Annotated in this window: 22 protein-coding genes and 5 pseudogenes; 13 read left to right on the top strand and 14 right to left on the bottom strand. The window is 68.4% G+C overall.

From position 1 onward, the window contains the following. Positions 1-157: 157 nt before the first annotated feature. A pseudogene (locus tag ACFVYK_RS31495) lies at positions 158-433 on the top strand (transposase); the annotation flags it as partial. 167 nt (positions 434-600) lie between these two features. Beyond that, on the top strand, positions 601-969 hold the full coding sequence (locus ACFVYK_RS31490) for a helix-turn-helix domain-containing protein (RefSeq protein WP_389779880.1): 369 nt from the start codon (positions 601-603) through the stop codon (positions 967-969). A gap of 381 nt (positions 970-1,350) precedes the next feature. On the opposite strand, the gene ACFVYK_RS31485 is transcribed toward ACFVYK_RS31490, so the two are convergent. Continuing rightward, a complete protein-coding gene (locus ACFVYK_RS31485) occupies positions 1,351-1,692 on the bottom strand; it encodes a beta/gamma crystallin domain-containing protein (protein ID WP_389779879.1) in 342 nt (113 codons plus the stop codon). A gap of 604 nt (positions 1,693-2,296) precedes the next feature. On the opposite strand from ACFVYK_RS31485, the gene ACFVYK_RS31480 reads away from it, so the two are divergent. The 3 genes and pseudogenes from ACFVYK_RS31480 to ACFVYK_RS31470 all read left to right on the top strand — a co-directional run bounded on the left by ACFVYK_RS31480 (position 2,297) and on the right by ACFVYK_RS31470 (position 4,572). Next, positions 2,297-2,716 (top strand): transposase, encoded by a 420-nt coding sequence (locus tag ACFVYK_RS31480; protein WP_389779877.1) that lies wholly within the window; start codon positions 2,297-2,299, stop codon positions 2,714-2,716. Between the two features lie 115 nt (positions 2,717-2,831). Further along, entirely contained in the window at positions 2,832-3,509 is a 678-nt protein-coding gene (locus ACFVYK_RS31475) for an alpha/beta fold hydrolase (protein ID WP_389779875.1), read from the top strand. An 87-nt stretch (positions 3,510-3,596) separates the two neighbouring features. Continuing rightward, a pseudogene (locus tag ACFVYK_RS31470) lies at positions 3,597-4,572 on the top strand (transposase family protein). A gap of 634 nt (positions 4,573-5,206) precedes the next feature. Here ACFVYK_RS31470 and ACFVYK_RS31465 read toward each other — a convergent pair. The 3 genes from ACFVYK_RS31465 to ACFVYK_RS31455 all read right to left on the bottom strand — a co-directional run bounded on the left by ACFVYK_RS31465 (position 5,207) and on the right by ACFVYK_RS31455 (position 7,847). After that, the gene (locus ACFVYK_RS31465) at positions 5,207-5,413 is read right to left on the bottom strand and encodes a hypothetical protein (protein WP_389779873.1); all 207 of its coding nucleotides are present in this window, start codon (positions 5,411-5,413) and stop codon (positions 5,207-5,209) included. 63 nt (positions 5,414-5,476) lie between these two features. Beyond that, on the bottom strand, positions 5,477-6,310 hold the full coding sequence (locus tag ACFVYK_RS31460) for a trimeric intracellular cation channel family protein (RefSeq protein ID WP_389779871.1): 834 nt from the start codon (positions 6,308-6,310) through the stop codon (positions 5,477-5,479). Between the two features lie 1,207 nt (positions 6,311-7,517). Further along, on the bottom strand, positions 7,518-7,847 hold the full coding sequence (locus ACFVYK_RS31455; RefSeq protein ID WP_389779869.1) for a beta/gamma crystallin domain-containing protein: 330 nt from the start codon (positions 7,845-7,847) through the stop codon (positions 7,518-7,520). A gap of 534 nt (positions 7,848-8,381) precedes the next feature. Here ACFVYK_RS31455 and ACFVYK_RS31450 point away from each other — a divergent pair. From ACFVYK_RS31450 to ACFVYK_RS31440, 3 genes and pseudogenes are all read left to right on the top strand, one after another. Next, positions 8,382-8,480, top strand: a pseudogene (locus ACFVYK_RS31450) (RNA polymerase); the annotation flags it as partial. Positions 8,481-8,674: 194 nt separating this feature from the next. Beyond that, a complete protein-coding gene (locus ACFVYK_RS31445; RefSeq protein ID WP_389779894.1) occupies positions 8,675-8,938 on the top strand; it encodes a sigma factor-like helix-turn-helix DNA-binding protein in 264 nt (87 codons plus the stop codon). A 1,007-nt stretch (positions 8,939-9,945) separates the two neighbouring features. Then, a pseudogene (locus ACFVYK_RS31440) lies at positions 9,946-10,260 on the top strand (transposase); the annotation flags it as partial. Positions 10,261-10,365: 105 nt separating this feature from the next. Here the strand turns inward: ACFVYK_RS31440 and ACFVYK_RS31435 are convergent. Then, positions 10,366-12,822: an ABC transporter permease gene (locus ACFVYK_RS31435; RefSeq protein ID WP_389779867.1), complete on the bottom strand. Its 2,457-nt coding sequence runs from the start codon at positions 12,820-12,822 to the stop codon at positions 10,366-10,368. Next, entirely contained in the window at positions 12,816-13,565 is a 750-nt protein-coding gene (locus ACFVYK_RS31430; RefSeq protein ID WP_389779865.1) for an ABC transporter ATP-binding protein, read from the bottom strand. The genes ACFVYK_RS31435 and ACFVYK_RS31430 overlap by 7 nt, the downstream gene beginning before the upstream one ends. A gap of 187 nt (positions 13,566-13,752) precedes the next feature. On the opposite strand from ACFVYK_RS31430, the gene ACFVYK_RS31425 reads away from it, so the two are divergent. Next, positions 13,753-15,024 carry a sensor histidine kinase gene (locus ACFVYK_RS31425; RefSeq protein ID WP_389779893.1) on the top strand — a complete coding sequence of 424 codons (1,272 nt, stop codon included), beginning with the start codon at positions 13,753-13,755 and terminating at the stop codon, positions 15,022-15,024. Then, on the top strand, positions 15,024-15,656 hold the full coding sequence (locus ACFVYK_RS31420; protein ID WP_389779863.1) for a response regulator: 633 nt from the start codon (positions 15,024-15,026) through the stop codon (positions 15,654-15,656). Before ACFVYK_RS31425 ends, ACFVYK_RS31420 begins: the two co-directional genes overlap by 1 nt. Before the next feature lie 278 nt (positions 15,657-15,934). On the opposite strand, the gene ACFVYK_RS31415 is transcribed toward ACFVYK_RS31420, so the two are convergent. The 5 genes from ACFVYK_RS31415 to ACFVYK_RS31395 form a co-directional block, all read right to left on the bottom strand. Continuing rightward, entirely contained in the window at positions 15,935-16,312 is a 378-nt protein-coding gene (locus tag ACFVYK_RS31415) for a hypothetical protein (protein ID WP_389779862.1), read from the bottom strand. After that, on the bottom strand, positions 16,309-16,530 hold the full coding sequence (locus ACFVYK_RS31410) for a hypothetical protein (protein WP_389779861.1): 222 nt from the start codon (positions 16,528-16,530) through the stop codon (positions 16,309-16,311). The genes ACFVYK_RS31415 and ACFVYK_RS31410 overlap by 4 nt, the downstream gene beginning before the upstream one ends. Positions 16,531-16,567: 37 nt before the next feature. Next, positions 16,568-16,906 carry a hypothetical protein gene (locus ACFVYK_RS31405; protein ID WP_389779860.1) on the bottom strand — a complete coding sequence of 113 codons (339 nt, stop codon included), beginning with the start codon at positions 16,904-16,906 and terminating at the stop codon, positions 16,568-16,570. A 73-nt stretch (positions 16,907-16,979) separates the two neighbouring features. After that, positions 16,980-17,852, bottom strand: coding sequence for a hypothetical protein (locus ACFVYK_RS31400; RefSeq protein WP_389779858.1), 873 nt, complete (start codon positions 17,850-17,852; stop codon positions 16,980-16,982). 120 nt (positions 17,853-17,972) lie between these two features. Further along, positions 17,973-19,190 carry a hypothetical protein gene (locus ACFVYK_RS31395; protein ID WP_389779856.1) on the bottom strand — a complete coding sequence of 406 codons (1,218 nt, stop codon included), beginning with the start codon at positions 19,188-19,190 and terminating at the stop codon, positions 17,973-17,975. Between the two features lie 62 nt (positions 19,191-19,252). Between ACFVYK_RS31395 and ACFVYK_RS31390 the strand changes: the two genes are divergently transcribed. Beyond that, positions 19,253-19,645, top strand: coding sequence for a DUF6262 family protein (locus tag ACFVYK_RS31390; protein WP_389779854.1), 393 nt, complete (start codon positions 19,253-19,255; stop codon positions 19,643-19,645). Between the two features lie 254 nt (positions 19,646-19,899). On the opposite strand, the gene ACFVYK_RS31385 is transcribed toward ACFVYK_RS31390, so the two are convergent. Beyond that, positions 19,900-21,057, bottom strand: a complete 1,158-nt coding sequence (locus tag ACFVYK_RS31385; RefSeq protein WP_389779891.1) for a nuclear transport factor 2 family protein — start codon at positions 21,055-21,057, stop codon at positions 19,900-19,902. A 95-nt stretch (positions 21,058-21,152) separates the two neighbouring features. On the opposite strand from ACFVYK_RS31385, the gene ACFVYK_RS31380 reads away from it, so the two are divergent. Both ACFVYK_RS31380 and ACFVYK_RS31375 read left to right on the top strand, forming a co-directional pair. Then, positions 21,153-22,133 carry a LysR family transcriptional regulator gene (locus tag ACFVYK_RS31380; RefSeq protein WP_389779852.1) on the top strand — a complete coding sequence of 327 codons (981 nt, stop codon included), beginning with the start codon at positions 21,153-21,155 and terminating at the stop codon, positions 22,131-22,133. A 103-nt stretch (positions 22,134-22,236) separates the two neighbouring features. After that, positions 22,237-22,767: a GNAT family N-acetyltransferase gene (locus ACFVYK_RS31375; RefSeq protein WP_389779850.1), complete on the top strand. Its 531-nt coding sequence runs from the start codon at positions 22,237-22,239 to the stop codon at positions 22,765-22,767. 663 nt (positions 22,768-23,430) lie between these two features. On the opposite strand, the pseudogene ACFVYK_RS31370 reads toward ACFVYK_RS31375, so the two are convergent. After that, a pseudogene (locus ACFVYK_RS31370) lies at positions 23,431-23,646 on the bottom strand (DEAD/DEAH box helicase family protein); the annotation flags it as partial. Beyond that, positions 23,639-24,124, bottom strand: coding sequence for a hypothetical protein (locus ACFVYK_RS31365; protein ID WP_389779849.1), 486 nt, complete (start codon positions 24,122-24,124; stop codon positions 23,639-23,641). The gene ACFVYK_RS31365 and the pseudogene ACFVYK_RS31370, both read right to left, overlap by 8 nt. Positions 24,125-24,847: the final 723 nt, after the last annotated feature.

Genomic DNA, 24,847 nt, shown 5'->3' with positions numbered 1-24,847 from the left:
AGCAGATAACAACGTGCCCGGTCACAAGCTCCGTCGCCACCAACCGGGGCCAGCCCAGGCCGGAACCCAGGGCCAGCCCAAGCCGGAACTCCACCCCTTCATCCCTCGATCCGGGGCCAGTTCGACCGGAAAAGTGGGGCCACTTCAGAGCGTTAATGCCGGCCTCGCCCCGGCCACCCGGCAGTCGGGCACCTCGATCCACGGCGAACACGCCCCAAGAGGCGGCAACCGGCAGCTGAAACGGGCGATGTTCCTCTCCGCGTTCGCCGCCCTGCACGATCCCGCCTCCCGCAGCTACTACGACCGCTGCCGAGCCCGCGGCAAAACCCACACCCAGGCCCTCCTCCGCCTCGCCCGCCACCGCATCAGCGTCCTGTTCGCCATGCTCCGCGACGGAACCTTCTACGAACCCAGAACCCCACGGCTTGCTTGACGAAGGACATAGAGGCACCCCCCGCATCCCGGATCATCAGTCCCGGAGTGATCCAACCACCTCGGAGATCATGTCGTTACTGACTTCGGCTCGTTAGGGTGATCCGTCTCGAAGTCCCTGATGTTGCGGCGCGGTTGGTTGTATCTCCTGGCGTGTGAGGTAGGCGGATGGGGGCGGGGCTGACGCCCGCGGGGCGTCGGCGCCGTGAGGCGGTACGGCTGCAGGCGGCCGAGCTGTTCGAGCAGAAGATCAAGCCGTTGGAGGTGGCACGGCGCCTGCGGGTGAGCCGGAAGTCGGCCTACGAGTGGCAGCAGCTGTGGCGGGACGGCGGTCGTGAGGCTCTGGCCTCCCGTGGCCCGAGGCTCCTGATCTTCCTCGGCGCGATCCTCGAGGACACGACCGTCCAGGAACGCCAGCTCTTCCTTACGCAGATGCCCGCCCCCGCCCGCCTCCTGTGGCACACCCTCGGCACCCGCCTCTACAAGCGCACCACCACCCGCGTCCGACGAAGCGCCACCGCGATCCCCCGGGCGTAAGACCCGACCCCCGTGCAGGAGGGCGAAGTGCCACGCCCTCCCCACGGCACCAAGGGGAATCTTCGAGCGCCCGGGCCTTGCAGTCGCCACACAGGTGCGAGCGGCTGTCCCTGCGGCCCCAGGCGACCGCGATGCAGGCCTTCCACCGGTCCGTCGGTGAACTTCGGTCCGCAGCCGGCGCACACCGGGCGCAGGCTGCGAAATCCCCGAAGACACCCTCGGCCGCCGCGGTCGCCACCGTGCCGGCCCCGGCAACAACACCGCTGACCTCCACCAGCGGCCCGAACGTGTCACACGCCCCCGAACCCGAGGCATCGGCAGCGACGCCACCCGGCCATCGCTGACGAGGACCCGCTGTCACTTCATTCGGGGCGACGGGTGCTACCAGATCCTGATCTTCGTGATCTTGTGGATGGGCTCGCCGGTGACCTTCCCAAAACTCCACTTCTCAACGGTCTCGCTGGTCGCCGGCGCGCCCAGCCTCGGCACGTACTCCAACGTGACCTTGTTGTTACCGGTCCAGATCCGGTCCACGCCGTAGATCGCCACGCTTTCCACACCCGCGTTGGCGAAGCAGAGGGAGCCGCCTGCGTTGTGAACCGTCAGGTAACCCGTTTCAGTGCAGCTGACGCGGTTGATGGCGGACGCCGACGAAGCAGGCAGCACAACGGCTATGGATCCGGCCGCCACGATTACCGCGAGGCGTGTGATGAAGCGCTTCACTGGTGAGTTGTTCCTTCCATGGTGGGTAGTGCCGCCGAGGGCCACAGCACAGGGCGGCATCGCAGGGACGCACGCACGTCCATTCATCGCAACGTGGGAAAGGGCGCTCCGGTTCACCACTTGAGCGCCTTGCTTGAGACGCGGTCGCGATCTCCCTCAATGTCTGTTGGCCCCTCGCCCGAAGGCGCATCTCCACGCTCCCGGCAGAGCGCCGAAACCGGTCGCGCCCCGCCGGCCGGCACCGCCTGGCCACTCCACCCCGAGGGCCAAGAGCGTCACGGAGGTCCAGTTCGGCAAGCCGTTCACGCGCCCGATTCAGGGAGCAGGATCGGCCACCGCCCCAGGGAAATACATCGAACGAAAGCATCCCGGGCGTCGTCAGGGCGCCCCGCGGCCAGCAGGGCGACACCAGGAGACTGGCCCGGCTGGTGTCAGCGAGCGTCGCCCATGCGCCGCAGATCGATCACGAGCCAGCGATCGGGGAACCGCACGCGCGGCGTGCAGCGCGAGAGCCGTCATAACGAGGCCGGCGTGTAGGAGACGCTGCACCTGATGCTGCTGAAGAGGCTGCGGTCGGCGAAGCGGGCTGGACCGGTCGCCGGCGGTGATCGGCTCCTCCCGTCTGCGGGCGGTCTGCAGGGCCCGAAGTGGTCCCAACCCGGTCGACCGAGCGCGACCGGGCGGCAAGCACCACTTCCTGGTCGACGGCCAGGACATCCCGCTCATGGTGTCCCTGACCAGCGGAACCCGCAACGACGTCACCCAGCGGATCTCTCTGCTGGACAAGGTTCCCGCAGTCTCCGGCGCCCTCGGGCGACCACGCGGACAGCCAGGCATGGTCTTCGCGGACCGCGGCCACGACCACAACAAACGCCGGCGATTGCTGTGGCAGCGCGGCATCCGGCCGGCTACCGCCGAACGCGGTCAGACACATGGCTTCGGCCTGGACGACCTGCTGGGTCGTGAAGCGAACGATCTCCTGGCTGCACGGTTTCCGCCGCCTAACGACGTGGTCGGCTATTGAAGACCGGGGGCCGGGCCGTGCGGCTCAGTCCCCCGAGGTCTCGCCGTGGTTGGTGTTTTCGGCCGTTAGTGAACGTCGGAACTCCGGCAGGACTGTTCCGCACATCGTCCGGGACATGGTTGATCAACGCTCGGTCGACGTGGGAGGGGTCCGGCTGGCCTATCAGGTGTCGGGTCCGTCGGATGTTCCGCCGCTCGTCCTGTTGCACGCGCTGGGCGAGGATGCCACCGACTGGGAGACGGTGGTGCCCGTCCTCGCCCGCAGCCGACGGGTGTACGCCCTCGATCTTCGCGGTCATGGCCGAAGCGACTGGCCGGGGGACTACTCGCTCGAACTCATGCTGGCCGACGTGCTTCGGTTCCTCAACACGCTGGGGCTTGGTCAAGTGGAACTTATTGGGCACTCCATGGGCGGGATCGTGGCCTACATGCTCGCGGAGGACCATCCGCAGCGGGTGAGCCGGCTCGTCCTGGAGGACGTTCCTATCCCGCGCCCCCGGGAGCAGACCACCCCGACCAGGCCGGACGGGGACCTGACCTTCGACTGGGAGATGGTGCTGGCCATCAGGCGCCAAATCGACATGCCTGACCCCAGGTGGCTGGAGCGACTCAGCGAAATCACCGCCGAGACCCTGGTGGTGGCCGGCGGCCCACGCAGCCATGTGCCCCAGGACGGTATCGCCGAGCTGGCCCGGCGTATCCCCGGCGGGCACACGGTCACCATCCCGGTTGGCCACCTGATCCACCGCGCGGCGCCGGAGGCGTTCTTGGAAGCGATTTCAGCGTTCCTGTGACGGAGCAGGAACGCCGCCCATGCCCGCCGACCAAGGACGCACAGTGACAGGCCGTGACGTGGAGACAGCCGCACGGGTTCTTCGGGTGTGAGTACGAAGTGGGCCTGTGCGGCCTTGTCCCATCCTGTCTTCACCGGCATCTCCCGTGCACATCTCGGCGGTTTGATCGAGGAGTTGGCTCCTGCCTGGCGGGCCCGTCGGGAGTCCGCACTGCGTGAGAGTCGGGGCGGCGAGCGGCGCCGTGCCCCGGGGCCGGGCGCAAGCACAAGCTGGTCTTCACCGACCGGGTCCTGGTCACGCTGGTCCATCTGCGCACACAGCTCCCGCATGCCGCGCTCGCCAAGCTGTACTCGGTGGGCCGTTCCACCGTCACCGAGGCCATCGGAGAGATCCGTCCTCTGCTCGCCGACCGGGGCTTCGCCGTCCCCGACCGGCCCGGCCTGCGGCTACGCACTCTCGCGGATGTGTTCGCCTATGCCGACGCTGAGGGCGTGAAGCTGCGGATCGATGGCACCGAGACCCAGGTCCGGCGCCCGAAGCCCACCACCCCGGCCGCTGTGCGTTCGTCTCCGGCAAGAAGCAGAACACCGTCAAGACCACCACGATCAGCGACCACTAGGGCCGCACCCTGTGGTCCGGCGCCGATCGGCCCGGAAGAATGCACGACCAGACGGCCATGCGCTCCGAGGGAATCGCCGAACAGTTCCGCCTCCATCCGGCCGTGAAGGCCGAGGTCGACGAGGGCTACCGGGGCCTGGCCAACAAGTTTGCCGACCAGATCAGCGCGCCGCCGAGGAAACCGAAGGACAACGACCCACCGCTCGGCGAGCAGTACGCCTGGCGCGAGTGGCGCCGCCGCCAGTCCTCACGCCGGATCTGCGTCGAACACGCCAACGCCGAGCACAAGCAATGGCGTCCGCTGCAACGCTTCCTCGGACGCCGCGAACACTACGCAGCCACCCACCGGGCCGTCGCCAGCCTGATCTCGGACCGCGCCGCCCAGCGGCCCACCCGGCACAAGCCGAGCACGGAACTCGTGCCCGTCAGCCCGATGGCCTGCTGAATCACCTACCAGCCGAACCCCCGGGCCAGCACGCCTCAACATCAACTGCCGACAAAGCCGTCAGCATCCTCTGGGAACGACGCGACGACATCCACGAAGCCTTCCTCGGCCCGAGGGCTGGAACGGCCAGGGGAAACTGGGGCATCAGCCCGATGCCCGCGTCACCCTGCGAAGCTCATGAACGCGCGCCTGTGCGCAGTGGTGCGGGCAGGCGCTGGGCTGTCGCTCTGCCGGGAGGCCTCGCAGGCCAATCCCCGAGGCTCGCTGCGCCCCTGCCCACCGAGTGCCCGGTGGTGTGTCGACGCCGGGCAAGATATGACCCGATCATGACAGAGGGGCGAGGCGACCGCTGCCCGTGCAAGCGTCCCTTCGCATCCTTACGGAGTCCGCGACGCGCTGCTTGCACCCTGGATTAGCCGAAACGCGGCGGTGGCCGGCGTGGTAGCCGACCTGGACAAGGGGTGCGCTCGCACCAGCACCCCCGCTTCGTGTTGTCTACGGGTCAGTGTCCTGGCAACACCCTCACTCCGTCCGTCCCGGCGTAGCTGCTCGGCGTCCTGGCGGGCGCGTGTTGCCCTGCTCGCCGTGCCCGCCGGTCAGACGACGACACGATGACGGCGTGTAAGGACGCCGCTTACGCCGACGCGCACAGGCCCGCGAGCGTGTCCCTGCGCAGGTTGGTGATTGAAGACGGACGTTCACTCGGATCGTGCTGTCCCGGCCGGTCCGGAGGAGCACGACAGTGCCGAGCGCTGGCCGTGACCAGCGTCATGACGGTGTCCTGCTCGCTGGCGGACAGCAGCCCGCGCATCGACGCCTTTCCGCGTGCTCCATGACGCATGGCACCGACGGTAGGTCCGCCCAGGATCCGGCTGGACTGGGAGCGGCCGCCGCCGGTCCCCGCTCACTTGCGGTGGCCGAGCCGGTGCAGTCCGGGCTGGTGCCGTACCGTGCGCGCGGCGTTGCCGCGCTGCCTTGGTGATGTCTGCCCCGGCAGGTCGAGGAGACGCAGGCGCAGTGTGTCCTCGTTGTGGTCGAAGACCGGCCGGTGCAAGCCTGCAGGAGGAGGCGTTCCTTGCCTGCCGGGGGCCGTCACGGCAGCGCGTCTGTGCCCGGATCCGACTCGCCACGCCGTGGACCGCGGCAACCTCCAGTGGAAGTGCATGGCCAGTAGCCGGAGACCGAAGGCCCCGGTCGCCGCGAGCGTCGCCGTGCCCACGTCGAGAGAGCCTGTGCCGTGCAGCACCGATACGGCCGCTGCGCCGATGATGGCCGGCACGGCGTAAAGGTCGGCGTCCCAGGCCATGATCGGGGGCAGCTCCCTGGACACCACGCTGGCCAGGACTCCGCCGCCGACAGCGGTGCTGACACCGAGGGCCGCCGCAGGCACGGCCGGCATCCCGTGTTGCAGTGCCTTGATCGTCCCGGTGACACAGAACAGGCCGAGTGCCATGGCGTCGAGGAAGCGGAAAAGGTAGGGCTCTCGCTGCAACGGTTTTCCGAAGTACGTCAGAAACGCCGCCGCCAGCGGGGCAACGGGGTACCCGGGGTCGGTGAAGGCGATGGAGGGCACGTCCAGGACGAGATCACGCATCAGTCCGCCGCCCAGCCCGGAAGCCTCTGCGACAACGACCGTTCCAAATAGGTCGAAGTCCTTGCGGACGCTGAGATGCGCGCCCGAGAGAGCAAAGGCGAAAATACCCAAGAGATCCAAGACATATTGTGTCGATGCAGTCATCAATATCACGGAAGCGGGGCTCATTTCGGTTCGTCTGGCAATGCGGGCACCCTGCGCGTGACAGGCGCCCTTTGCTGCAACGCGGGTTCGGAAGCCACGGTTCAGCCGTGCGGACGCCTGTCGGCGACTGTCACCAGCAGGCGCAGGGTGAACACCGAGCCTTCGCGTTGACGCTGTCGCCAGTGACCACGACGCCGTGAGCCCGGGTGGTTGGCGGACGATCGCCGGACCCAGGCCGCTGCCCCCGGTGCTGCCTGGTGCGGGAGCGGTCAGCGCGCCAGAGGCGCTCGAAGACGCGGTCAAGGTCGCCGGGGGCGTGATGCCCGTACCCGTGCCGGCGACCTGGATCGTCACCTCATCGTCCCGGCCTGCGGCGCTCTCAGGCTTACGGCCCGCCGACCGGCGCGTGCCGCAAGCGTCCGACAGCAGGTTCCCGACGGCCCGGCGCGGCCCACGTTTTCGCGGGACGGGCTACGGAAGACTTCGGTTCCCAGGTCACAGCCCCGCCCCTTGAAACCCTTCGTGCGACCCCGCCCTGCCCTGAGACCGCACAACCGCGCGACGTGGCGTGGGGGCCGGAACAGATACCGAACAGCGGCTGGAGCGGACCGAGCTTTCAGTACACGTTGAAAACGTGCAGATTCGAGACGCCCGATCAGTTACGCCCTGACGTCTGCCCGTTGCCCCAGAGCCGTTGCCCCCAGACGCCGTCCGCCGCCAGGAACGGGTTGGCCAGTGCCCAGATGACACAGGCTTCTACGACCGGGCACCAGACTGAGTCGTGCGGTCGCTCATGTGTTGATTCTCCGGAAGAAGGCGGCGGAGCTTCCATCGCGGAAACCGCGTGCCGTGATCTCCGGACGGGCCATCACTTTCCATGAACGCCCAGGACAACACGGTGGTTCACCCCCCGACCCTGGGCCTCATGGGCGGACCACTGGCAGGCTTACGAACACAGAGGTTGACCGCCCCTTTTCGTCCCGGACCCGTGGCCGGCGTGCCGGGGGCCGCAGCCTCGTCTTCCGAAGGCCCCGAACGAAGTCGATTTCGACGACCGTGACTTCACGGTCCAGCCGCCGCTGGGTGCGCGGGTAACGGCACCACCGGCTCTCGTCCGCGGCACCTGCGCCGCGGACGAGAACGTGGATCCGCTCGTGCACCGGGGTTCGGCGGCTCCAGCGCACGGCGTCGTGGCAGACGTGACAGATCAGCGGATGTGCAGGATGTACAGCGTCTGGTTGAGCCCCTCAACGTCGACGATGGTCGACCACTTGGACATGGTCTTCGTCTGGTTACCCAGTATGACCTCGATGTTGTTGTTGCCCGAGGTGATCTTCGAGACGTTGGGAAGCTGGGGGGCGATAACACCCGCGTTGGCGTAGCACGCGGTTTGGCCGCCGTTGTACCAGACCTTGACGAAGTCGGTGCGGTCGCCGCAGCCGGTCTGATTGGTCGCGGCAGCCGGGAGGGCGGGCAGCAGGGCGGTCATGGCTCCCGCCGCCACGACAAGCCCGATACGTGAGATGGAGCGCTTCATTGGTGGAATTTTCCTTCCGTGGTGGTGCGGTGCTGTGGAGCAGCACGGCTGGCCGTCCCCCTGCCTCGCTGTTTGCACAGGGGGACAGCCGACCGGTTCATGAGGTGGACAGGTGGGCGCCCCGGTCCGTGGCCGACCATCGCGCGCCGAGGCACGGAGGCGGCGGCGGGACGAAGAGTTGTCGTCTGGTCCCGTCGACCGGACGCCTGTGCGTCCGGTCGGTTCAACGTGGCGCGATGGTCTCCGGTTCACCGTGCGATCGACTTTCTCCCCGCCGCGGGCGCCACCCGCGCTTTGGCCGTGGGGACACCTGGTGCGCGGGAGGTGCACCAGGGCGTGCCCACCGCTCCGCTCAATGGCGCCGGTGACGCCGCCGAGCGGGATGCCGGGGAAACGGTGACGGCTGCCGGCAGGGACCCGACGGCAGGGACGGCTGAGGGCCGCCGTCGAGACAGCGGCGTCCGGCGGCGGTGACGATGCGGTCGTCCGGTCCGCGAGCCGTCACCGCTGCTCGTCCGGTATGCCGCACGGCTGTTGGACGGCGACTGGCACAAGGCGGAGGACATCCTCCAGGAGACGGCGGCCCGTGCCTGGAAGCACGCCCGGTTCCTGGGACCCCGCAACCAGCACATCCGGCCGTGGCTGTTCACCGTGGTCAGAAACCTGGTCATCGACCACCACCGGGCCCGCCAGATCCGCCCTCTGGAACTGATGCCAGCCGAGGAACTGGACGCCGACTGGGACCCCGGGACTCGACACTCACCTCCCACGTGGTACTCGAAGCCCTGCGGGATCTCAACGAGCAGCAGCGGACTGTCATCCAGCTCATGTACTACCTCGAATGCAGCGTGGCCCAGGCCGCCGAACATCTCGGCATCCCGTCCGGCACCGTCAAGAGCCGTGCCTTCTACGCCATGCGGGCCCTGCGCAAGGCGCTCGAGGAACGGGGAGCACTCGGCGAATTACCACGACACGACCCGGACCCAGACCGTGAAAGGCCGACCCGAACCCGCGCGACCCAACGGCTCATGACGTCCGCGGGGTCGTGTCGGGCAGCTCCGCAGCCGTCACCGGACGGCCCGTGTCGTTGACCCGTGCCGTCCGGCCGAGCAGGCGCCTGCGGTTCCGTCGACCGGAGTCCCAGTCGGGTCCGGGCGCCGGGCTCAGCCGACGGTCCCTGCCTTCCGGCACCCATCGGCCCATCCTGCTCGCCTGCCGCGTCTCGCACGCCGAGGGCTCCCCACCGGGTCGTCCCCGTTCCGGGGTTGGCGTTCCCTCGGGAACGTGATGGGGTGAACCACCTCCGAAACGGAGTCGTTCCAGTCGTGACAGCCGGAGCCGAGGCCGAAGGAGACATGGTGAACTGCGAGCAGACCAGGGAAGAGCTGGCCGTCCAAGCCCTGACTGGGGGCCGGCACGGTGGGATGGACGCCGAGAGTGCCGCGCATGTCGGCCACTGTGCGGAGTGCTTGGCCGAACGGCAGCGGCTCGCCGATGTGACCCTGGCGCTTTCGAACCATGGTCTACTCGCGTTCGAAGGACTCAGGCCGGCCGACGGCCGGACCGGCTGCTGACGTCGGCGACCGGGCTGCCGCCGTGCGGGCACTGCCCGGTGACGAAGTCATGGTCCCGCCAACCACTGATCCCCACCTGACCGACCTTCGAGGAGACAACCGCGATGATTCCCGATGACGATAAGAGGTCCAGCTACTACAAGTGGCTGGCCGGCCGGGACGCGAGGGCTGCCCGGCATGGGGCCGACCAGCGCCTGGCCGCGAGGATCCGCGAGGCCCACGCGGAGTCCGGCGGCGCCGACGGCTCCCCGCGAGTGGCCGCTGAGCTCCGGGAGACGGGGTTGCGGGTTGAACGAGATGCGGGTCGCCCTGGGTGATGCGGGCGTTCTCCACCACCGGCATCCGCCTGCGCAGACGCGTCCGCACCACGGCCCCCGCCCGGCGGCCTGCCGGGTGCCGGGCCTGTTTCACCTCTGCCGAGCCTGGGCTGAAATACATGGGCGACATCACCTGCCTGCCCCTGGCGAGCGGTGAGTTTTTCTGGTCCATACAGGGGGCAACAGCCGAGGTGATCCTCGTAAGATCAAACGAGACACGACCCCCACCGTGGCCGCCACTTCAAGCCCCAGCGCCTTTATGCGGACAAGGCGTACGACATCCCCCACCTGCGGAAATGGCTGCGCGGCAAGCGCATCGGAGTGCGCATCGCCCGCAAAGCCATCGAATCCAGCGAACGACTGGGCCGCCGCCGCTGGGTCATCGAACGCACCATGTCGTGGCTGTCCGGCTACCGCCGCCTCAGCCCACGCTACGAACGCGACCCCCGCAACTACCTGGCCTTTCTCGGCCTCGCAGCCGCCCTCTGCTGCTACAAAAGACTCGTCCGCCTCACCACATAGGACACGGTCTTTTAGGTCGAGAGCACACCTACAGTCAACGGGAAGAGTCCCTCGGCCTGTGATCCACGAGGTCTGCATCCGGGCAGGCCGACGCCGGAGCAGAGGTCACTCGCGTACGCCCGCCAGCTCCACCGCCCTGTGGCGAAGGGAGAGGCTGGCCGGAGCGACCGCCGAGATCACGGCGAGCACCGCGCAGGCACCCAGGGCCGCGGCGAGCGTCGCCCACGGGATCTCGATGGACGTGCACACCGAGAGCAGGCCCAGCGCCATCCACATGCCCATCAGGTTGAGCCCGGCGACCAGTGCTCCCAGCAGTCCGCCGACCATGACCACCATCAGTGCCTCGGCGCTCACCAGCCGCAGCACTTGCCACCTGGTGGCGCCGGCCAGCCGCAGCACAGCCAGCTCGCGGACCCGGTCGGAGGTTGCCATGACCATCGTGTTGGCCAGCGAGATGCCGGTGTAGAGGAGGGCGATCCCGAGGACCAGGAAGAAGCCCATCCGGGTCGTCCGGTTGGTCTCCGGGTACGTTGCCCGCACCCAGGCGTCCTTGGTGAGGACCTCCCCGCCCGACGCCCGTACCGCCTGACTCAGACCGGCGGCCACTGTGACCGTGTCGGAACCGTCCGCGAGGCGTACGTCGACCCGGTCGACGGGCGCCGCGGGGGCGTTGCGCGGGGTGACGTAGACGCCGTTGTTGCCGGTGCCGATGGTCATGACCGCGGCGATCTTCAGGGACTTCCTCGTGCCGTCACCGAGCCACACGTCCACCCGCTCGCCCACGGTGTGCTTCTCCCACTCCTCGTTGACGATGATCGAGTCGTTGTCCAGATCGCCCACCTTCCCCGCGGCGAGCGGGAGACGGGCCGTTGCCGCGAGCGGTTTCGGCTCGACGGCCCTGGCATCGGACCTGATGAGCGCCACGCCGTCCTCCAGGACGTACACGGCGCTCGACGAGCTCGCCGAGACCTCGGCACCGGACACGGCCCGAAGCCGCTGCAGCGTCGCCTCGTCGAAGCCGACGTTGCCCGCCGGAGTGACCACGAAGTCGGCGGCCGTCTGCTCGCGCACCTCGGTTACCTTCGCCTCGTTGAGGGTCGCAGTGGCGCCCAGCAGTGAACCCGCCAGCGCGACCGTGACCAGCACGGGCGCCGCGACGGCGGCGGTGCGGCGCATCCCGGCGGCGGCGTTCTCCCGCACCAGCATCCCGCCCGCGCCTGGCAGTTGGGCCGGCAGCCAGGCGATCAGCCGGGCCAGTGGCCGCACCAGCACCGGCGCGAGCAGCGCGACCGCTGTGATCAGCAGCATCGGCCGGCTCACATAGGTCTTGCGCTGCAGCAGGTCGCCCGGGTTCGTTACCAGGGCCAGGGCCAGCGTCGCCGCGGCGGTGATCAGCAGGGCCGCGCCGAACAGCCAGCGTCCCCATGTCATGGGCCGGGTGTCCACGGACGCCTCGCGCAGTGCCTCGGTGGGACCGGTGCGCCCCGCCCGCCAGGACGCGGCCAGCACGCCGCACAGGGCCACGAACAGGCCCGTCCAGAACGCCATGTGGTAGGGCCAGGTGTAGTCGCCGATGGTGAACCAGCGGGGCGCAAGGCTCTCGTCGACTGCCCACTCGGCGAGCTTCGGAGCCCCGTAGGAACCGAGCACGCAGCCGGCCGCCGAGGCGAGCACACCGACCGCGAGCGCCTCGTAGACGACCATGCGGCGGATCTGGCCCGGGGTCGCCCCGGCGGTGCGCAGCAGCCCGAACTCGCGGCGCCGCTGGGCCACCGCAAACGCGAAGGTCGAGGCCACCACGAACACCGACACGAACCCGGTGACGCCGCCGGCCGTGCCGAACATGGCGTTCATCGCGGTAAGGGCCTCGCTGTCCCGGTCGGGGCCGGCGTCGGCGTACCGGCGCGCGTTGCCGGTGAGGACCTGGACGCCTTCGCTGCCGCGCACCGCCTCGCGCACGGCCGCCGCATCGGCGTCGACCACGAGCTGGAGGCTGCGCGGCGACAGTTCGGCGGCGCGGGTGTCGGCGTAGAACACGGCGTTCTCGAAGCCGAGCCCGGCCACGGTGCCGACGACGCGCACCGTGCCGCCGTCGGTCCGCACCCGGATGCCCGGACGGGCCCAGTCACCGCTGACGACGACCTCGTCCGCGGCCTCGGGCGCGCGCCCCGCGTCGAGGTGGTACGGCGCGAAGGCCGCAGCGGACCAGGGGTGGCCCACCAGATCGGCGGGCCCGCCCTCGGCCCGCACGGCGAACGACCGGTCCTCGACGACGGTCCCGAGGTCCCGCAGCTTCGCAACCGCGTCGTCGGGCACCGCACGCGGCTGCGCGAGCTTCTGGGTGCGGTCGCCGATCGAGGTGGGCACCTCAAGGGTGTCCCGGCCCTTGACGACGACCGGCGCGGCGGCGAACCGCTCCGGCCCCCGATCAGGCGCGTCCAGCGAGGACGCCAGCGCAAGCCCCATCACGGCGATCAGCGCCACGCCCAGGGAGAGTGCGACGAAACTGCCGACGAAGATGACCCAGCGGGTGCGCAGGGTGCGCAGCGTGGTGCTCAGCACGGCGCCGCCTCGAGCTTGGTCATGCGCGCCGCGATGTCCTCGGCGGAGGCGCCGATCAGCTCGCCGTTGACACGGCCGTCGACGAGGAAGACGACGCGGTCGGCGTAGGAGGCGGCGACGGGGTCGTGGGTGACCATGATGATCGTCTGGCTGTCCCGGTCGACCATGCCGCGCAGCAGGGTCAGCACCTCGCGGCTGGTCTGCGAGTCGAGCGCGCCGGTCGGCTCGTCGCCGAACAGCACTTCGGGGCGGGTGATCAGGGCGCGGGCCAGGGCAACTCGCTGCTGCTGGCCGCCGGACATCTCCGTCGGGCGGTGCTGCGCCCGGTCGTTGAGTCCGACCTGTTCGAGCACCTCGCGCACCTGGGCCTTCTTCGGGTGGCGGCCGGCCAGCCGCAGCGGCAGGGCCACGTTCTGCTCGGCGGTCAGCGAGGGCAGCAGGTTGAAGGCCTGGAACACAAAGCCGATGTGCTCGCGGCGCAGAAGGGTCAGCTTGGTCTCGCTCAGGCCGGTCAGCTCGGTGTCGCCCACGGTGACCGAGCCCGACGTGGGCCGGTCCAGCCCCGCGGCGCACTGCAGCAGGGTCGACTTGCCGGACCCGGAGGGGCCCATCACGGCGGTGAAGGTCCCCCTCGGAAAGGCGAGCGACACCTCGTCGAGGGCAGTGACGGACGTACCGCCCGAGCCGTACCGCCGAGTTACGGATCGCAATCGGATCGCGTCGTTGCTCAAATGTTCCCCCACCAGTACCTGCTCCTTGGCTCGTTGGTGCCCCCACGAAACCGTAGAAGCCCTTCGTGACGCAGTACGGCCCGAACGAGACTTGGGGTAGTGCCAGGCCTACCCCCGATACGGACCCTGGACCGATGGCACCCGACCGGTGGGGCCACTTACGGTCATGCACATGCACCCTCGGAATGTGTGGCAGGCCATGTCCCAGCCGGGCTTCCTGCTGTCGGCCTGGCCCTGGCGCTCCGCCGCGTATCTGCTCACCGGCGCGGTGACCGGCGTCGCCACCCTGGTGGGGATCGTGACCATGGCAGCGGTCTGCGGTGCGCTCGCCATCGTCTTAATGGGGCTGCCTCTGCTCGTCGTGGTCGCCCTCAGCGGGATCCCAGTGGCCTGGGTGGAGCGGCGCAGGCTGCGCCTGATCGACCGCAACCCGGTGTCCGGCCGGCACCAGGTGCCGACCGCGCCGGGACTGTGGGCCTGGCTGACTACCCGGCTGCGCGAACAGGGGACCTGGCAGGAGCTCGGGTACGCGCTGCTGTTCGCCGGGCTGCTGTGGCCGGTCGACGCCCTGGCTATCACGGTCGCCCTGCTCTTCCCGCTGTCCATGGTCGCCACCCCGCTGCTGATGGCCTCGGTCGGCGACGGGCACGAGGTGAAGGTGCTGAAGCAGTGGACGGTCACCACATGGCCGACCGCTTTCGGTGTCGCCGTACTGGGCCTGCTCCTGATGGGCCTGTGCGCTTACGTGCTCGGCGTCACGGCGGGCGCCCGCGCCGAGCTGGCCCGGCTGCTGATCGCCTCCCGCGAGGGCGAGCTCGGCGCCAAGGTGGTCGAACTGGCCCGCTCCCGCGTCCGCTTGGTCGATGCCTTTGAGGCCGAGCGGCGCCGTATCGAGCGCGATCTGCACGACGGCGCCCAACAGCGCCTTGTGGCCCTGACGATGGCCCTCGGGCTGGCCCGCCTCGACGCCCCGCCCGGCCCGCTCGCCGACCAGCTCACCAAGGCCCACGAGGAGGCGGGTAAGGCGCTCGCGGAGCTGCGCGAGCTCATCCACGGCATCCACCCCCAGGTCCTCACGGACTACGGCCTTCAAGCCGCGGTCAGCGACGCCGCCGACCGCTGCGTGGTCCCCGTCGACGTCGACCTCGAACTGCCAGGCCGGCCAACCCAGGCGGTCGAGTCCGCGGCGTACTTCGTGGTCTGCGAGGCGCTGGCCAACGTCGCCAAACACAGCGGGGCCGACCGCGCGCAGGTGAGCGGCGGTCATCGCGACGGACGCCTGTTCCTCGAAGTGCGCGACGACGGCTGCGGCGGCGCGGACGCCTCGGCAGGCAGCGGCCTCACCGGTCTCGCGGACCGGGTATCGGTCCTCGATGGCAGACTTGCCCTGACCAGTCCGCCGGGTGGACCGACCCTGTTGCGTGTGGAGTTTCCTTGCGAGTTGACCAAGGCGGCCGACCGCTCCGCGTAGTGCTGGCCGACGACAGCGTGCTGCTGCGGGAAGGGCTCATCGGCCTGCTCAGCCGCTGCGGCCACGAGGTGGTGTCGGCCGTCGGGGACGCGCAGGCACTGATCGCCGCTGTCGAGGAGCAGGCCCCCGACATCGTGGTGACGGACGTACGCATGCCGCCCGGCTTCCAGGACGAGGGCCTGCACGCGGCAGTGCGGCTACGCGAGAAGCGCCCCACACTCCCGGTCCTGGTCCTCAGTCAGTACGTACAACGGACGTACGCCGCCGAACTCCTGGACTCCGGCGACGGATCAGGCGTCGGCTATCTGCTCAAAGACCGAGTCGGCCAGGTTGAGGAATTCGTGGAAGCGCTGCACAAGGTGGCGGACGGCGGAACGGTGGTCGACCCCGAGGTGGTGCGCCAGTTGCTGCGCCGCCGCCGCGATCCGCTGGAGCAGCTCACCCCACGCGAACGCGAGGTGCTGGCACTGATCGCCGAAGGCAAGTCCAACGGCGCGATCGCCAAGGAGCTGGTGGTTTCCGAAGCCGCGATCGGCAAGCACATCGGCAACATCCTCACCAAGCTGGACCTGCCTCCGACGGACAAGACCCACCGCAGGGTCCTGGCCGTCCTCACTTACCTGCGGGCATGACCCACCGAGGGCACCGAGCCGCCATGCCTGGCTGACATCAGCAGCAAGGTACGGCGGGGGCATAAGCCCGTTTTGCCGGTGTTGAATACTCGACACGGGTTGTCGGCACTGCCGACCGTCGGTTTCGCCGTGGCCAGGGCCAGCGTTCGGCGTGTTCTCCCAGCTTGGCCGTGACCATGAGCACAAAGCCGACAGGACGCGTTCTTCCGCTTAATCGCGGCATGTGGGGAACGACGAGGACTCCGGGGCCCGCCCCGAAGCACCGCTTCTACAGCTGCTCACTGACCGACTGCGCACAAGGGCCGGGATGCCCGTAAGAAGGCGCCGTGGGTGTGGACGGCGCGCGGGATGCGGGGGATGAGCACCGCCGGCTCGTCGCTGGGGTAGAGGTGCAGGTTCCGCCAGCCGTGGATCCGCGCCATGTATTCGGTGGCGGCCTCGATGGTGTCGGCCCACTTCTGGTGCCCGAGGACGATGAACGCGACCGGGTAGAGGTGCTCTTCGGTCGGGTCGTCGATCCCGGTGACGTACAGGCCGCTATGGGCGACGAAGCCGCTGTCGGCCGCGTCGTCGGCGCAGGGAGTCCAGAGCTGTTCGACGGGGTGCATGGTGCCGTCGTCGCCCTCGCTGGTCTCGATCTCGTACAGGGCGGTCACGCGCTCACCCCCGCGACGGCGGCGTCCAGGAGCGCCACGGCGTCGGCCTCGTACGGGTCGGCGAACAGCTGGTGGTCGCTCACGTCGAACGGCCCATACCGCACGGCGACGCGGAACCCGGGCACGAGCGTGGTCTCCTGCCCGTCCAGCGCGGCGGTGAGCCGGTCGTAGTCGTGCTGGGCGTGCCGGGTCTGGGTGTACGGCCCGAGGCGCAGCATGGTGAAGCCGTCCAGGCTGTCGTCGCGTTTGCGGGCCTCAGAGGGCGTAGTGCGCGGGTTCCATGCCGACGTCGTCGGGCAGCGGCAGGCCGGCAGCGGCGTGGGTGAGCATCGCGTAGCCGGGCTGCCAGAAGCCGAGGATCGCGGTCGTCTCGCAGCGCAGCCAGCCGCGTTCGGTGTAGCCGAGCTGGCGGCCATGGAGGTAGGCCGCGGCATGCGGGGTGTCGGGGTGGACCAGGGCGACGGCGATCATGCCGGGGCCGTGGTCGTCGCCGGGCCGGGTGTGCGCGCGTTCCACGAACGGCCCGATCCGTACGGCGATGTCCTGGGCGCCGCCGGGCGTCCACGGCTGCGGGTCACGCAGGGCGGTGAGCATCGCGCGGAACTGGTCGACGACGGCCTGGTCTACTGGTGAAGAGGCAGTGTTTTGACCCTGCGCTATTCGCCCATCAGAGGGCACTGTTTGTCGGCGGGGCGACCTGCCAGGTGCCTCGGATCAGGTCGAGCGTCGCCGTGTAGTCGACGTGTGCGGGCGGTTTTTGGCTGAGACGCCACCGCTGCGGCAGGGCAGACAGGCTGATGGTTGCCAAGGTTCCTGACGTGGCCCCAACGACTCCGATCCAGTGGGGGCTTTCGCGGATCAGCTGGCCCATCGTCGCGATGTCCGGTTCGGGGATCATCACTGATGAGGTTGCACCGACACTGACAAGTGCAGAGCCGGCCAGCAGGGCCAGCAGACGGCTCAGGACCGATGCGGGCATGGTCGGGTCTGTTGATTCGATCGCCAGATAGCAGTCGTCATGTCCGGAATACCAGAAGCGCGAGCCCTTGAGGCGGGGTAGGACCGGCTCGTCGAGGGCAGCCGTTCCAATGACCAAGGCGATCTCGTCAAGCTGGGCCGGGGTCGGCACCATCGGCACGTCGACCAGAGACAGCTCGTAGGGCGACCAGCTGCCATCCAGGAACCGGGGCAGACTGTTGCGGTGCATCACCAGGATCTCCTCACCGAGTCCTGGGGTGGCAGAAGCCCATGCCCCGACCGGGTGAACGGTGAAGTCGGCCCCCTGTTCAGCGGCGATCAACGATGACCGCCACGGCTGGAAGTCCTCGTGCAGGAAGCTGGTCGTCGCAAGGTCCATGACGAGGATCGTGTCGTTCGCCGAGCGCGAGAGCACATCGATCAACTCGCTGGCCTGGGCCGCCGAAGCACTGATCTGCCACGACCCGTCGGCCTCACGAACGGTGAAACTCAGCGGGAACGGCAATTGATTCATCCCGACGCTGTTGACGTTGACGGCCCCGTTGCGCTCGACCTCGATCATTGCCGCATCCCCCTATGAACTCGCAGGCCATTTTGACCTGCGCAACTCATCATCCGTCGTCGGCCGGGACAGGCCGCGACGAGGCCGGTACCGGGGAAGAGTCGACGGTCCGGCCGTGCGCTATTCCGTGGCCTTCCGGGCTGCCAGGTAGTCCGCCCAGCTGTCCTGAGCCAGTGCGGCCCACTCGATCGCGGTGCTGACGTGGATGCCGAAGAGGTCGCTGGCGACGATCGGTGGAAGATCGGCGACTATGGCGATCATCGCCGTGTTGTGTGCGGCGAGAGTCGGTAGTCCGCGCTCAAGGAGCTGCATCGTCAGTCCGTGCGGGCGCCGCGGCTGATGCCCCAGGGGCCCGGGGAAGAGGAACACAGGCCCGCTGCCGGGCGCTGGCTGCAGCACGGAGCGCGTCAGGGGGCGAGCGATCTGCTCTTCGATGAGTCTGGCCAGTGTCGGAGGAAGGAGGACGGGGACCTTGTCGAACGTGATGTAGGCACCATCCTGATCGCGCTGAAAGCAGCCCGTCGTCAGGTGAACGGTCCGGGTGACCGGTAGGGCGTAAAGGCGGACGAATGCTCCTGCGATACGGACGTCGAGGGGGAGGTCCTGGTCGGTGAGGCACCGAAGAAGCTGGTCTTGGTGTTCATCATCGTCGTGGAACACGCTCGGTTGCGCTCGCGGCTGCACGGGGACTTCAAGCCGGTGCGTCAGCCGGCGGGCATTCGTCCAGCGGATGAATGCGCCGATGGCCTTGCGCCGGGCCTGTGGGGCCGTGACCAGCCAGAGCTCGAGTTGAGGCTGAGTCAAGTCCACGAGGACGAGGTCGTTGGCGTCCAGCCAGGCCATGAATTCGATGGCCGTCCGGATCTTGGCCCGGTCCACGCCTGCCGCGGATTCGAGGTAGCGACCGCGGAGGGATCTGCGCCGGGCATCGCGCACGATGGACCACTCGGCGAAGGGGCGGATGATCCGCAGCTGGTGGGCTGGAAGGGGCGCGAGAACCTGACGGATCCAGATCTCCAAGCGAGCGAAGAACTCGTTTCGAATGGGCAGAACCTGAGTGGTGACGAGGATATTTCGGACGGCGCGCGTGTCGTGGTCCTGAGGGAGGTCGTCCAAGAGGTCATGAGTGATCTCAGCCCGTCCTGCCGCCAGGCTCACCAGAAGCTGGCCACCGCTGCGGCTCAGCCAGTTGAGGACGGAACGGGGGGAAACGGCCGAGATGAGTGCTTCCGCCAGCGGAACGAGCTGGGGAACAAGTTGAAGGTCCTCGCCGCTGAGAAGATCGTGCGCTCTGTCGCGAGCGAACCGCCGCACCCTCGGCAAGCTCGACACGATCATCAGCGCACTCGAAGGGGCCACAGAGAACCAGATCGTCGTCGGCGGCCAGGTGGAGGACTTCGATGCCGCCAGCTGACAACACCGCCGCTTTGGCCGAGGCCACCCGGCGCCGCAGCGAACGCGCCCGCCGTGACGCCGAAAACGCCATCACAGCAGCACAACGCTCCGGCAGCCGGACCAGCTTCGCAGCCATCGCGAAGACGGCCGGTGTCTCGAGGTCGTGGCTTTACACCCAGCACGACCTCGTCACAGCCATCCGGCAGCTGCAGAATCGCCAGCCCGCCACCGAGCGGACCGGCTCACAGCCCGCGTCGGGCGCATCCATCCAGCGCCGGCTGGATGCCGCGCTCGCACGGATCAAGCAGCTACGAGCCGAGAACAGCGACCTCGCCCGACGACTGGAGACCGCATACGGTGAGATCCGCAGGCTCCGCAGCGAACGGGCATTGTCCTGATGTGAAGCGAGCTGCTGGCGGCACTGGGGTGTTCACCCGTGGGTATGACCTGCGCCCTCTCGACTTGCCGAAGATCGTTCCCCGTGCGCGTACTGACTCGTTCCCCGAGGCTGGGTCGAATTCATCGATCCACAGGCGGGCCGGAAGTCTGGTCGGTGGACCCGAGCGACCAGCCAGGGCAACACCGGCTTCACCGGCCGGAACACCTGATCCTGATGCGACGCTGAAACGGGCCAGGGTCGCTTCTCGCTGTCTCATGAGTGCCGGTGATAAGCCTTGTTGGCGATGCGCCAACTGTCGCCGACGCGGACCAGCAGGAAGATGTCAGTGAAGGTGTCCGCGCCGTGCTGGAGCGTCATGGCCGCGGTCGCGATAGTGCCGTGGACGTCGACGGTGTCGATCCGGCGAGACCGGGTCGGTTCGTCCGGGGCCGAGTGGCCGTGAAAGAGGGCGCAGTATTCGTCCAGAGGCCACGAGACGAAAGCGCCGTCCCGGATTCCCTCGATGTGGGCGGTGGGCAGGAACGCGTCGTGGAAGTGGGTGGGCTCGCCGGTGGCATGTCCGCGAATGTAGGCGCGGAGCGGTTCGAGAACGGCGTCCGATACAGCGGGGACCGTGGCGGCAATGGCGATGTCGGCCTCGGGGGCGGCAGAGGTGTCAGCCAGACCGACGGCGCTGCGCAGAGGCGTGTTCGACGCGTCGGCCAGCAGAGTCATGTCCTTGACCAGCGCACCGATCGTGAAGTCGGCGGTGCCGACGGGCGACTCACTGTCGAGGAAGGGGCGTTTGCGGGCCACGAGCCCGCCGAGCTGGCCGAGTTCGAGGACGTCCAGCGCCTGGGCGCGCTGCAGGCCGAGGGAGTCGGCTTGCCGCAGTGAGTCGCGCAGTGCGAGGACGGCGCCGGCGAGGCTGTTGTTGGCGATCAGCTTGAGCGCGGCGGCGGTGGCGGCGTCGTCGACGTGCCGCACGGTGCCGAGCGTTTCCAGAACCGGTCGGGCTCGATCGAGCGCGTCTTGGTCGCCGGCGGCGAGAATCTGCAGGGCGCCCGCGGCGGCAGCCGGCACGGAGCCGAGCACAGGCGCGTGGACGTAGGACGGGCCGAGCTGTCGGGCCAGATTCGACGCTTCGGCAGGGGCGATGGTGCTGGTGTTCAGCACCATCGTGTCCGGTCGCAGCGAGTCACGGACGTCGTCGAGGACCTGCTGGCAGGCCGGGCCGTCGAACAACGACAGGAGCACGAGGTCGGCCTTTGCCACTGCCTCGTTCGGATTGCCGGTCGTCTTGACGGCGCCTGATGTGCGCCCTGAGCGTGTCCAGCCCACGACGTCCCAGTCCTGGGCAGTGAGTCGAGTCGCGATCGCCCCACCCATGCGCCCCAAGCCGAGGACGGCGATCGTGTGCGGTGTGGTCATGCACGCCAGAGTGGCGCACCGGGAATTCTGCGACAAGCGCATATTGCGCAGGCCAGCCATGCGGAAGACGCATGCCAGCTGTGCATACTGACGCCATGGAACTGACGGTGTGGCGCACCTTCGTGACCGTGTGCCGACTCGGGTCACTGTCGGCGGCGGCCGCCGAGCTCAATCACACGCAGTCGGCCGTCTCACGGCAGATCGCCGGGCTGGAGCGGCAACTCGGCGTGCCTCTGGTGGAACGCCATGCGCGCGGTGTGCGTCCGACGCCTGCCGGCGAAGTGTTCCGGCACCACGCCGTGGCCACGCTCAACGAGGCGGACCGCGCTGTTCGTGCCGTACGAGACGTTCGTGACGGAACGTTCAATCGGCCGCTTGCTGTTGGCGCGACACCGTCTCTGGCCGCAGGGATCGTTCCCGAGGCCATCCGGAGGCTGCTCGAGCGAGCCGGATCCATCCGGTGGAACCTGCTGCCGGGCCTGAGCGCGCAACTGCATAACCGCGTGATCGCTGGCGATCTCGACATCGCTGTCGTCACCGATGCACCGCCGGGGCTGCCCCATGACCCTCGGGTCGAACGCCGGTTCCTCGGTCTGGACGACATGGTTGTCGCACTGCCCGTCGGCCATCCGCAGGCCGGGCGCGGCCCGGTACACATCCAGACGCTGGCCGACCAGACCTGGGTCGAGGACAACGACGGCTCGGCGGCGCTTCTGCGCCAACACGCCGCCCGCGCCGGGGTAAGCGCCCGCATCGACCTCACCGCAGCCGATCTGGTCGGCAAACTGGCCCTGGTCGCAACCGGTCACGCCATCGCGCTGATACCCGGCGTGCTGACGGGCGCCCTGCGGACCGGCGTCACCACCATGCCCCTCGTCGATCCCCCGACCCGTGGCATCTACGCGATCACACCACGCCATGACCCCCACCCCTCCGCAGCGCCCCTGCTCGACCAGCTCGCCACAGCCTTCGCCTCGGTCCGTCCTACCCACACCCCTCATCAGCCGACCGAGAAGGATGCCCGTGCCGCTGCGCTGACATTTCACGACAGCGTCACGGAAACGCCCCGAGGATGAGCCGGGCCTGTTACGAAAGCGGGTGTGGTGCTGAGCAGCCGTGAGCCTGGGCCAGTGCAAAATGCCTGATCACGGGGGACAGACGAGTGTTATCGTCGCCCGCATGCCTGAACTGATCACCCCCATAGGTCGACTCCAGTCCTCATGGCTCGCGGCGCGTGACGAGTGGCCTTCAGGTGCCCACCAGGACGGGACCGGCTTACGCCTTGCTCCTGAAACCGACCTCGACAGCCCCGAGGTTTTCTCGGCATGGGTCGAGCGACTGCGGCAGCAGTCGGACAGGTCAGTTGATGTGGGAGAAGGGCGCGTCCACGCCACCCACTGGTGGATCGTCGAGGGCGACAGTTATCTGGGAGCCATCGATCTGCGGCACTATCTGAACGCCTTTCTGCTCGATGTCGGCGGGCACATCGGCTACAGCATCCGGCCCTCTGCCCGGAGGCGTGGCTTGGCCACATGGGCCCTCGGGGCGGTTCTGCTCGAGGCCCGTGCTTTCGGTTTGGATCGGGTCCTGGTCACCTGCGACGACGACAATGTCGGATCGGCACGCAGCATCGAGCGCAACGGTGGCGTCCTGGAGGACGTCCGCACCACCTACGCGGGCCTCAAGCGCCGCTACTGGATCACTCTGTAGACAGGGTGCAACCGTGCTGGTCACAGCCACTCATTGATCGACGCAATCAGCACGGTCGCTTCGTAGCAAACCGCGACTTGTCATATCTGGTGGCCACAGCGCGGTGGCGCTTGAGGCGATTGATTCCGCACTCGACTGCGTGGCGCTCGCGGTAGTCAGTCATGTCCGCATTCGGCGGTTCACGCCTCCAACCATGCGACGGAAGCGACGGAGACCCCGGCGATCACCATGATGACGTCAACCGACCCTGAGCTGACTCAAGGACAGCCGGGCTCTGTGCCAGGGCAGACAACATCAAAGCCAGATTCCGTGGGGAGGGAACCCGTCACGGACATGTCCACCACGCAAGACACCAGATCAGACTCCATGAACCACTGCCGAGCTATCCATAATCCAGTGCTTAGGGCGGTTTTCAATGCCCTTGGCGCCGGTCAGGATGCACGCGGCGTGCGGTTGCTGGACGCTGATGCCGCGGGTCCAGTCGCCGTGCGGGAGAGTCGCATTGCTCATGCGGCTCGCCCCCAGACGGCCGTTCCCGGGCGCCCGGCGCGGCGGCCGTTGATGGACCCCACCGTGACGTGCTGCCGCGTCGCGAGGACGGCGCGACCGGAGTGCTTGCCCTCGTACAGCGCGGCATCGGCTGCCCTCTGCAGCACGGTCAGGCACGAGCAGGTCCAAGGTGGGGACCGTGACGAGGATCCGGCCGCGTGGGAAGCACTCGAGCGCGCTCGCGGCAGCGGTGATCGTTTGGCCGGATCCGGTCGCTGACACGATCGTGCCGCGCGCGCCCTGAGCAGGGACAGCAGATTTTTCAGGAAATCCGACCCATTTGCGGAAACTCGATTTCTGCGCCGCCTGGTTTTCTCGGAGCTTAATCAAAGAGTTCTCCAGGTTCGGGAAGGATCTGTTCGACAGAGGTGATCCGGTATCCGCCGCCGCGTTGGTAAAGGCCGCCGTCTCGTCCGTGGATCGTCCAGGCCCGCTCGGCTGCCTCGTCGGGGGATGCGGCCATCAGGTGGAAGGTGGGAGCGCGCATGTCCTGACGGGAGCCTGTGGCGGGCCGGGAGCCGATCCGGTAGACACGATGCCGAGAGATCTCCGGAGCTGCGATTCCCGACCGCTCGGCCGCAGCCACATCGGCCACCAGCCTTTGCAGACGCTGCTGTTCATAACGGACAGCACGCCTGTCCCGGGACGGCGTGTAAACGGCCATCCGCTCCTTCTCTATGAGACAGGCGATCCGTTCCCACTGCAGGCACCGCAGTTCCGCGATGAACAGTTCACTCAGATGCGGTTCCGCCGGGAGCATCCGGGCGCTCCCGACACGCTCCTGAGCCAGGCGCACCTGCGCAGCCACCTGGTGGCCGTCGAGTCCAGCTGCTTTCGAGACCACGCCAAGCCGGGCAAGCTCATGCTTTCGCCAACCCTACATGCTGCATCACATCCAGTGAATCAACCCCGACATCACGCGTACTCCCCAACAATTCCGAGGCGAGAAATCGCAGGGCCCCCGCCCCTCGCAGTTGGTCCGGCGTGCGGCCTCGCGTCTCAGCGTCCTTGAAGCCGCTGAGCGGCACGTGTATTGGGGCAGTTGGCGGTAAGGCGTCCGGGGAGGGGAGTCGATGTGGAGCAACGTCCGGATTCTCGTGTTCCGCCGTCATGGACGAGACCAGGTAACCGGTGGGGGCCGCGGTTTTACTGGCCGATGCTGTGCCTGAGTTTCGGTCTGCTGGTGTGGCGGGTGATCGATGGTGACAGTGCGGTGCGCATCGTGGTGGCGGTCGGCCTGGTCCTCATGTGGATCTGTCTCATAACCGCCAACCGGGCTGCACGGCGCAAGGAGGCCGCCCGAGAGCCGCCCTTATAGACAGCCGGGCCCGCGCCAGCGGGCCTTAACGGGGGGCGCAGCCGATGGGCAGTCAGGGCGGGGGAGCGCAGCTGACCCGCCGGGAGAGTGCCCGGGGTGCCTCAACTCCCGCGCTACGGTGTTTAGTAGAGTTCTCTTGATCTTCGTTCCGAGGGTTTCGGGTGCGCGATACAGTGCGCGCCGTGAACATATCCAGCTGGTCCATCTGGATCG

The sequence above is a fragment of the Streptomyces sp. NPDC058291 genome, assembly GCF_042880855.1.
GTDB lineage: Bacteria > Actinomycetota > Actinomycetes > Streptomycetales > Streptomycetaceae > Streptomyces.
Note: the sequence above shows the minus strand (reverse complement) of the source record. Positions and strands in the feature narration are given on the sequence as shown.

Bases quoted from the DNA above. Each gene is read 5' to 3' on its own strand.
- ACFVYK_RS31490 (WP_389779880.1), top strand. From the start codon at position 601: ATGGGGGCGGGGCTGACGCCCGCGGGGCGTCGGCGCCGTGAGGCGGTA.
- ACFVYK_RS31475 (WP_389779875.1), top strand. From the start codon at position 2,832: ATGGTTGATCAACGCTCGGTCGACGTGGGAGGGGTCCGGCTGGCCTAT.
- ACFVYK_RS31465 (WP_389779873.1), bottom strand. From the start codon at position 5,413: ATGCGTCATGGAGCACGCGGAAAGGCGTCGATGCGCGGGCTGCTGTCC.
- ACFVYK_RS31460 (WP_389779871.1), bottom strand. From the start codon at position 6,310: ATGACTGCATCGACACAATATGTCTTGGATCTCTTGGGTATTTTCGCC.
- ACFVYK_RS31455 (WP_389779869.1), bottom strand. From the start codon at position 7,847: ATGAAGCGCTCCATCTCACGTATCGGGCTTGTCGTGGCGGCGGGAGCC.
- ACFVYK_RS31445 (WP_389779894.1), top strand. From the start codon at position 8,675: ATGTACTACCTCGAATGCAGCGTGGCCCAGGCCGCCGAACATCTCGGC.
- ACFVYK_RS31425 (WP_389779893.1), top strand. From the start codon at position 13,753: ATGTCCCAGCCGGGCTTCCTGCTGTCGGCCTGGCCCTGGCGCTCCGCC.
- ACFVYK_RS31410 (WP_389779861.1), bottom strand. From the start codon at position 16,530: ATGCTGCGCCTCGGGCCGTACACCCAGACCCGGCACGCCCAGCACGAC.
- ACFVYK_RS31405 (WP_389779860.1), bottom strand. From the start codon at position 16,906: ATGCTCACCGCCCTGCGTGACCCGCAGCCGTGGACGCCCGGCGGCGCC.
- ACFVYK_RS31400 (WP_389779858.1), bottom strand. From the start codon at position 17,852: ATGATCGAGGTCGAGCGCAACGGGGCCGTCAACGTCAACAGCGTCGGG.
- ACFVYK_RS31395 (WP_389779856.1), bottom strand. From the start codon at position 19,190: ATGATCGTGTCGAGCTTGCCGAGGGTGCGGCGGTTCGCTCGCGACAGA.
- ACFVYK_RS31390 (WP_389779854.1), top strand. From the start codon at position 19,253: ATGCCGCCAGCTGACAACACCGCCGCTTTGGCCGAGGCCACCCGGCGC.
- ACFVYK_RS31385 (WP_389779891.1), bottom strand. From the start codon at position 21,057: ATGACCACACCGCACACGATCGCCGTCCTCGGCTTGGGGCGCATGGGT.
- ACFVYK_RS31380 (WP_389779852.1), top strand. From the start codon at position 21,153: ATGGAACTGACGGTGTGGCGCACCTTCGTGACCGTGTGCCGACTCGGG.
- ACFVYK_RS31375 (WP_389779850.1), top strand. From the start codon at position 22,237: ATGCCTGAACTGATCACCCCCATAGGTCGACTCCAGTCCTCATGGCTC.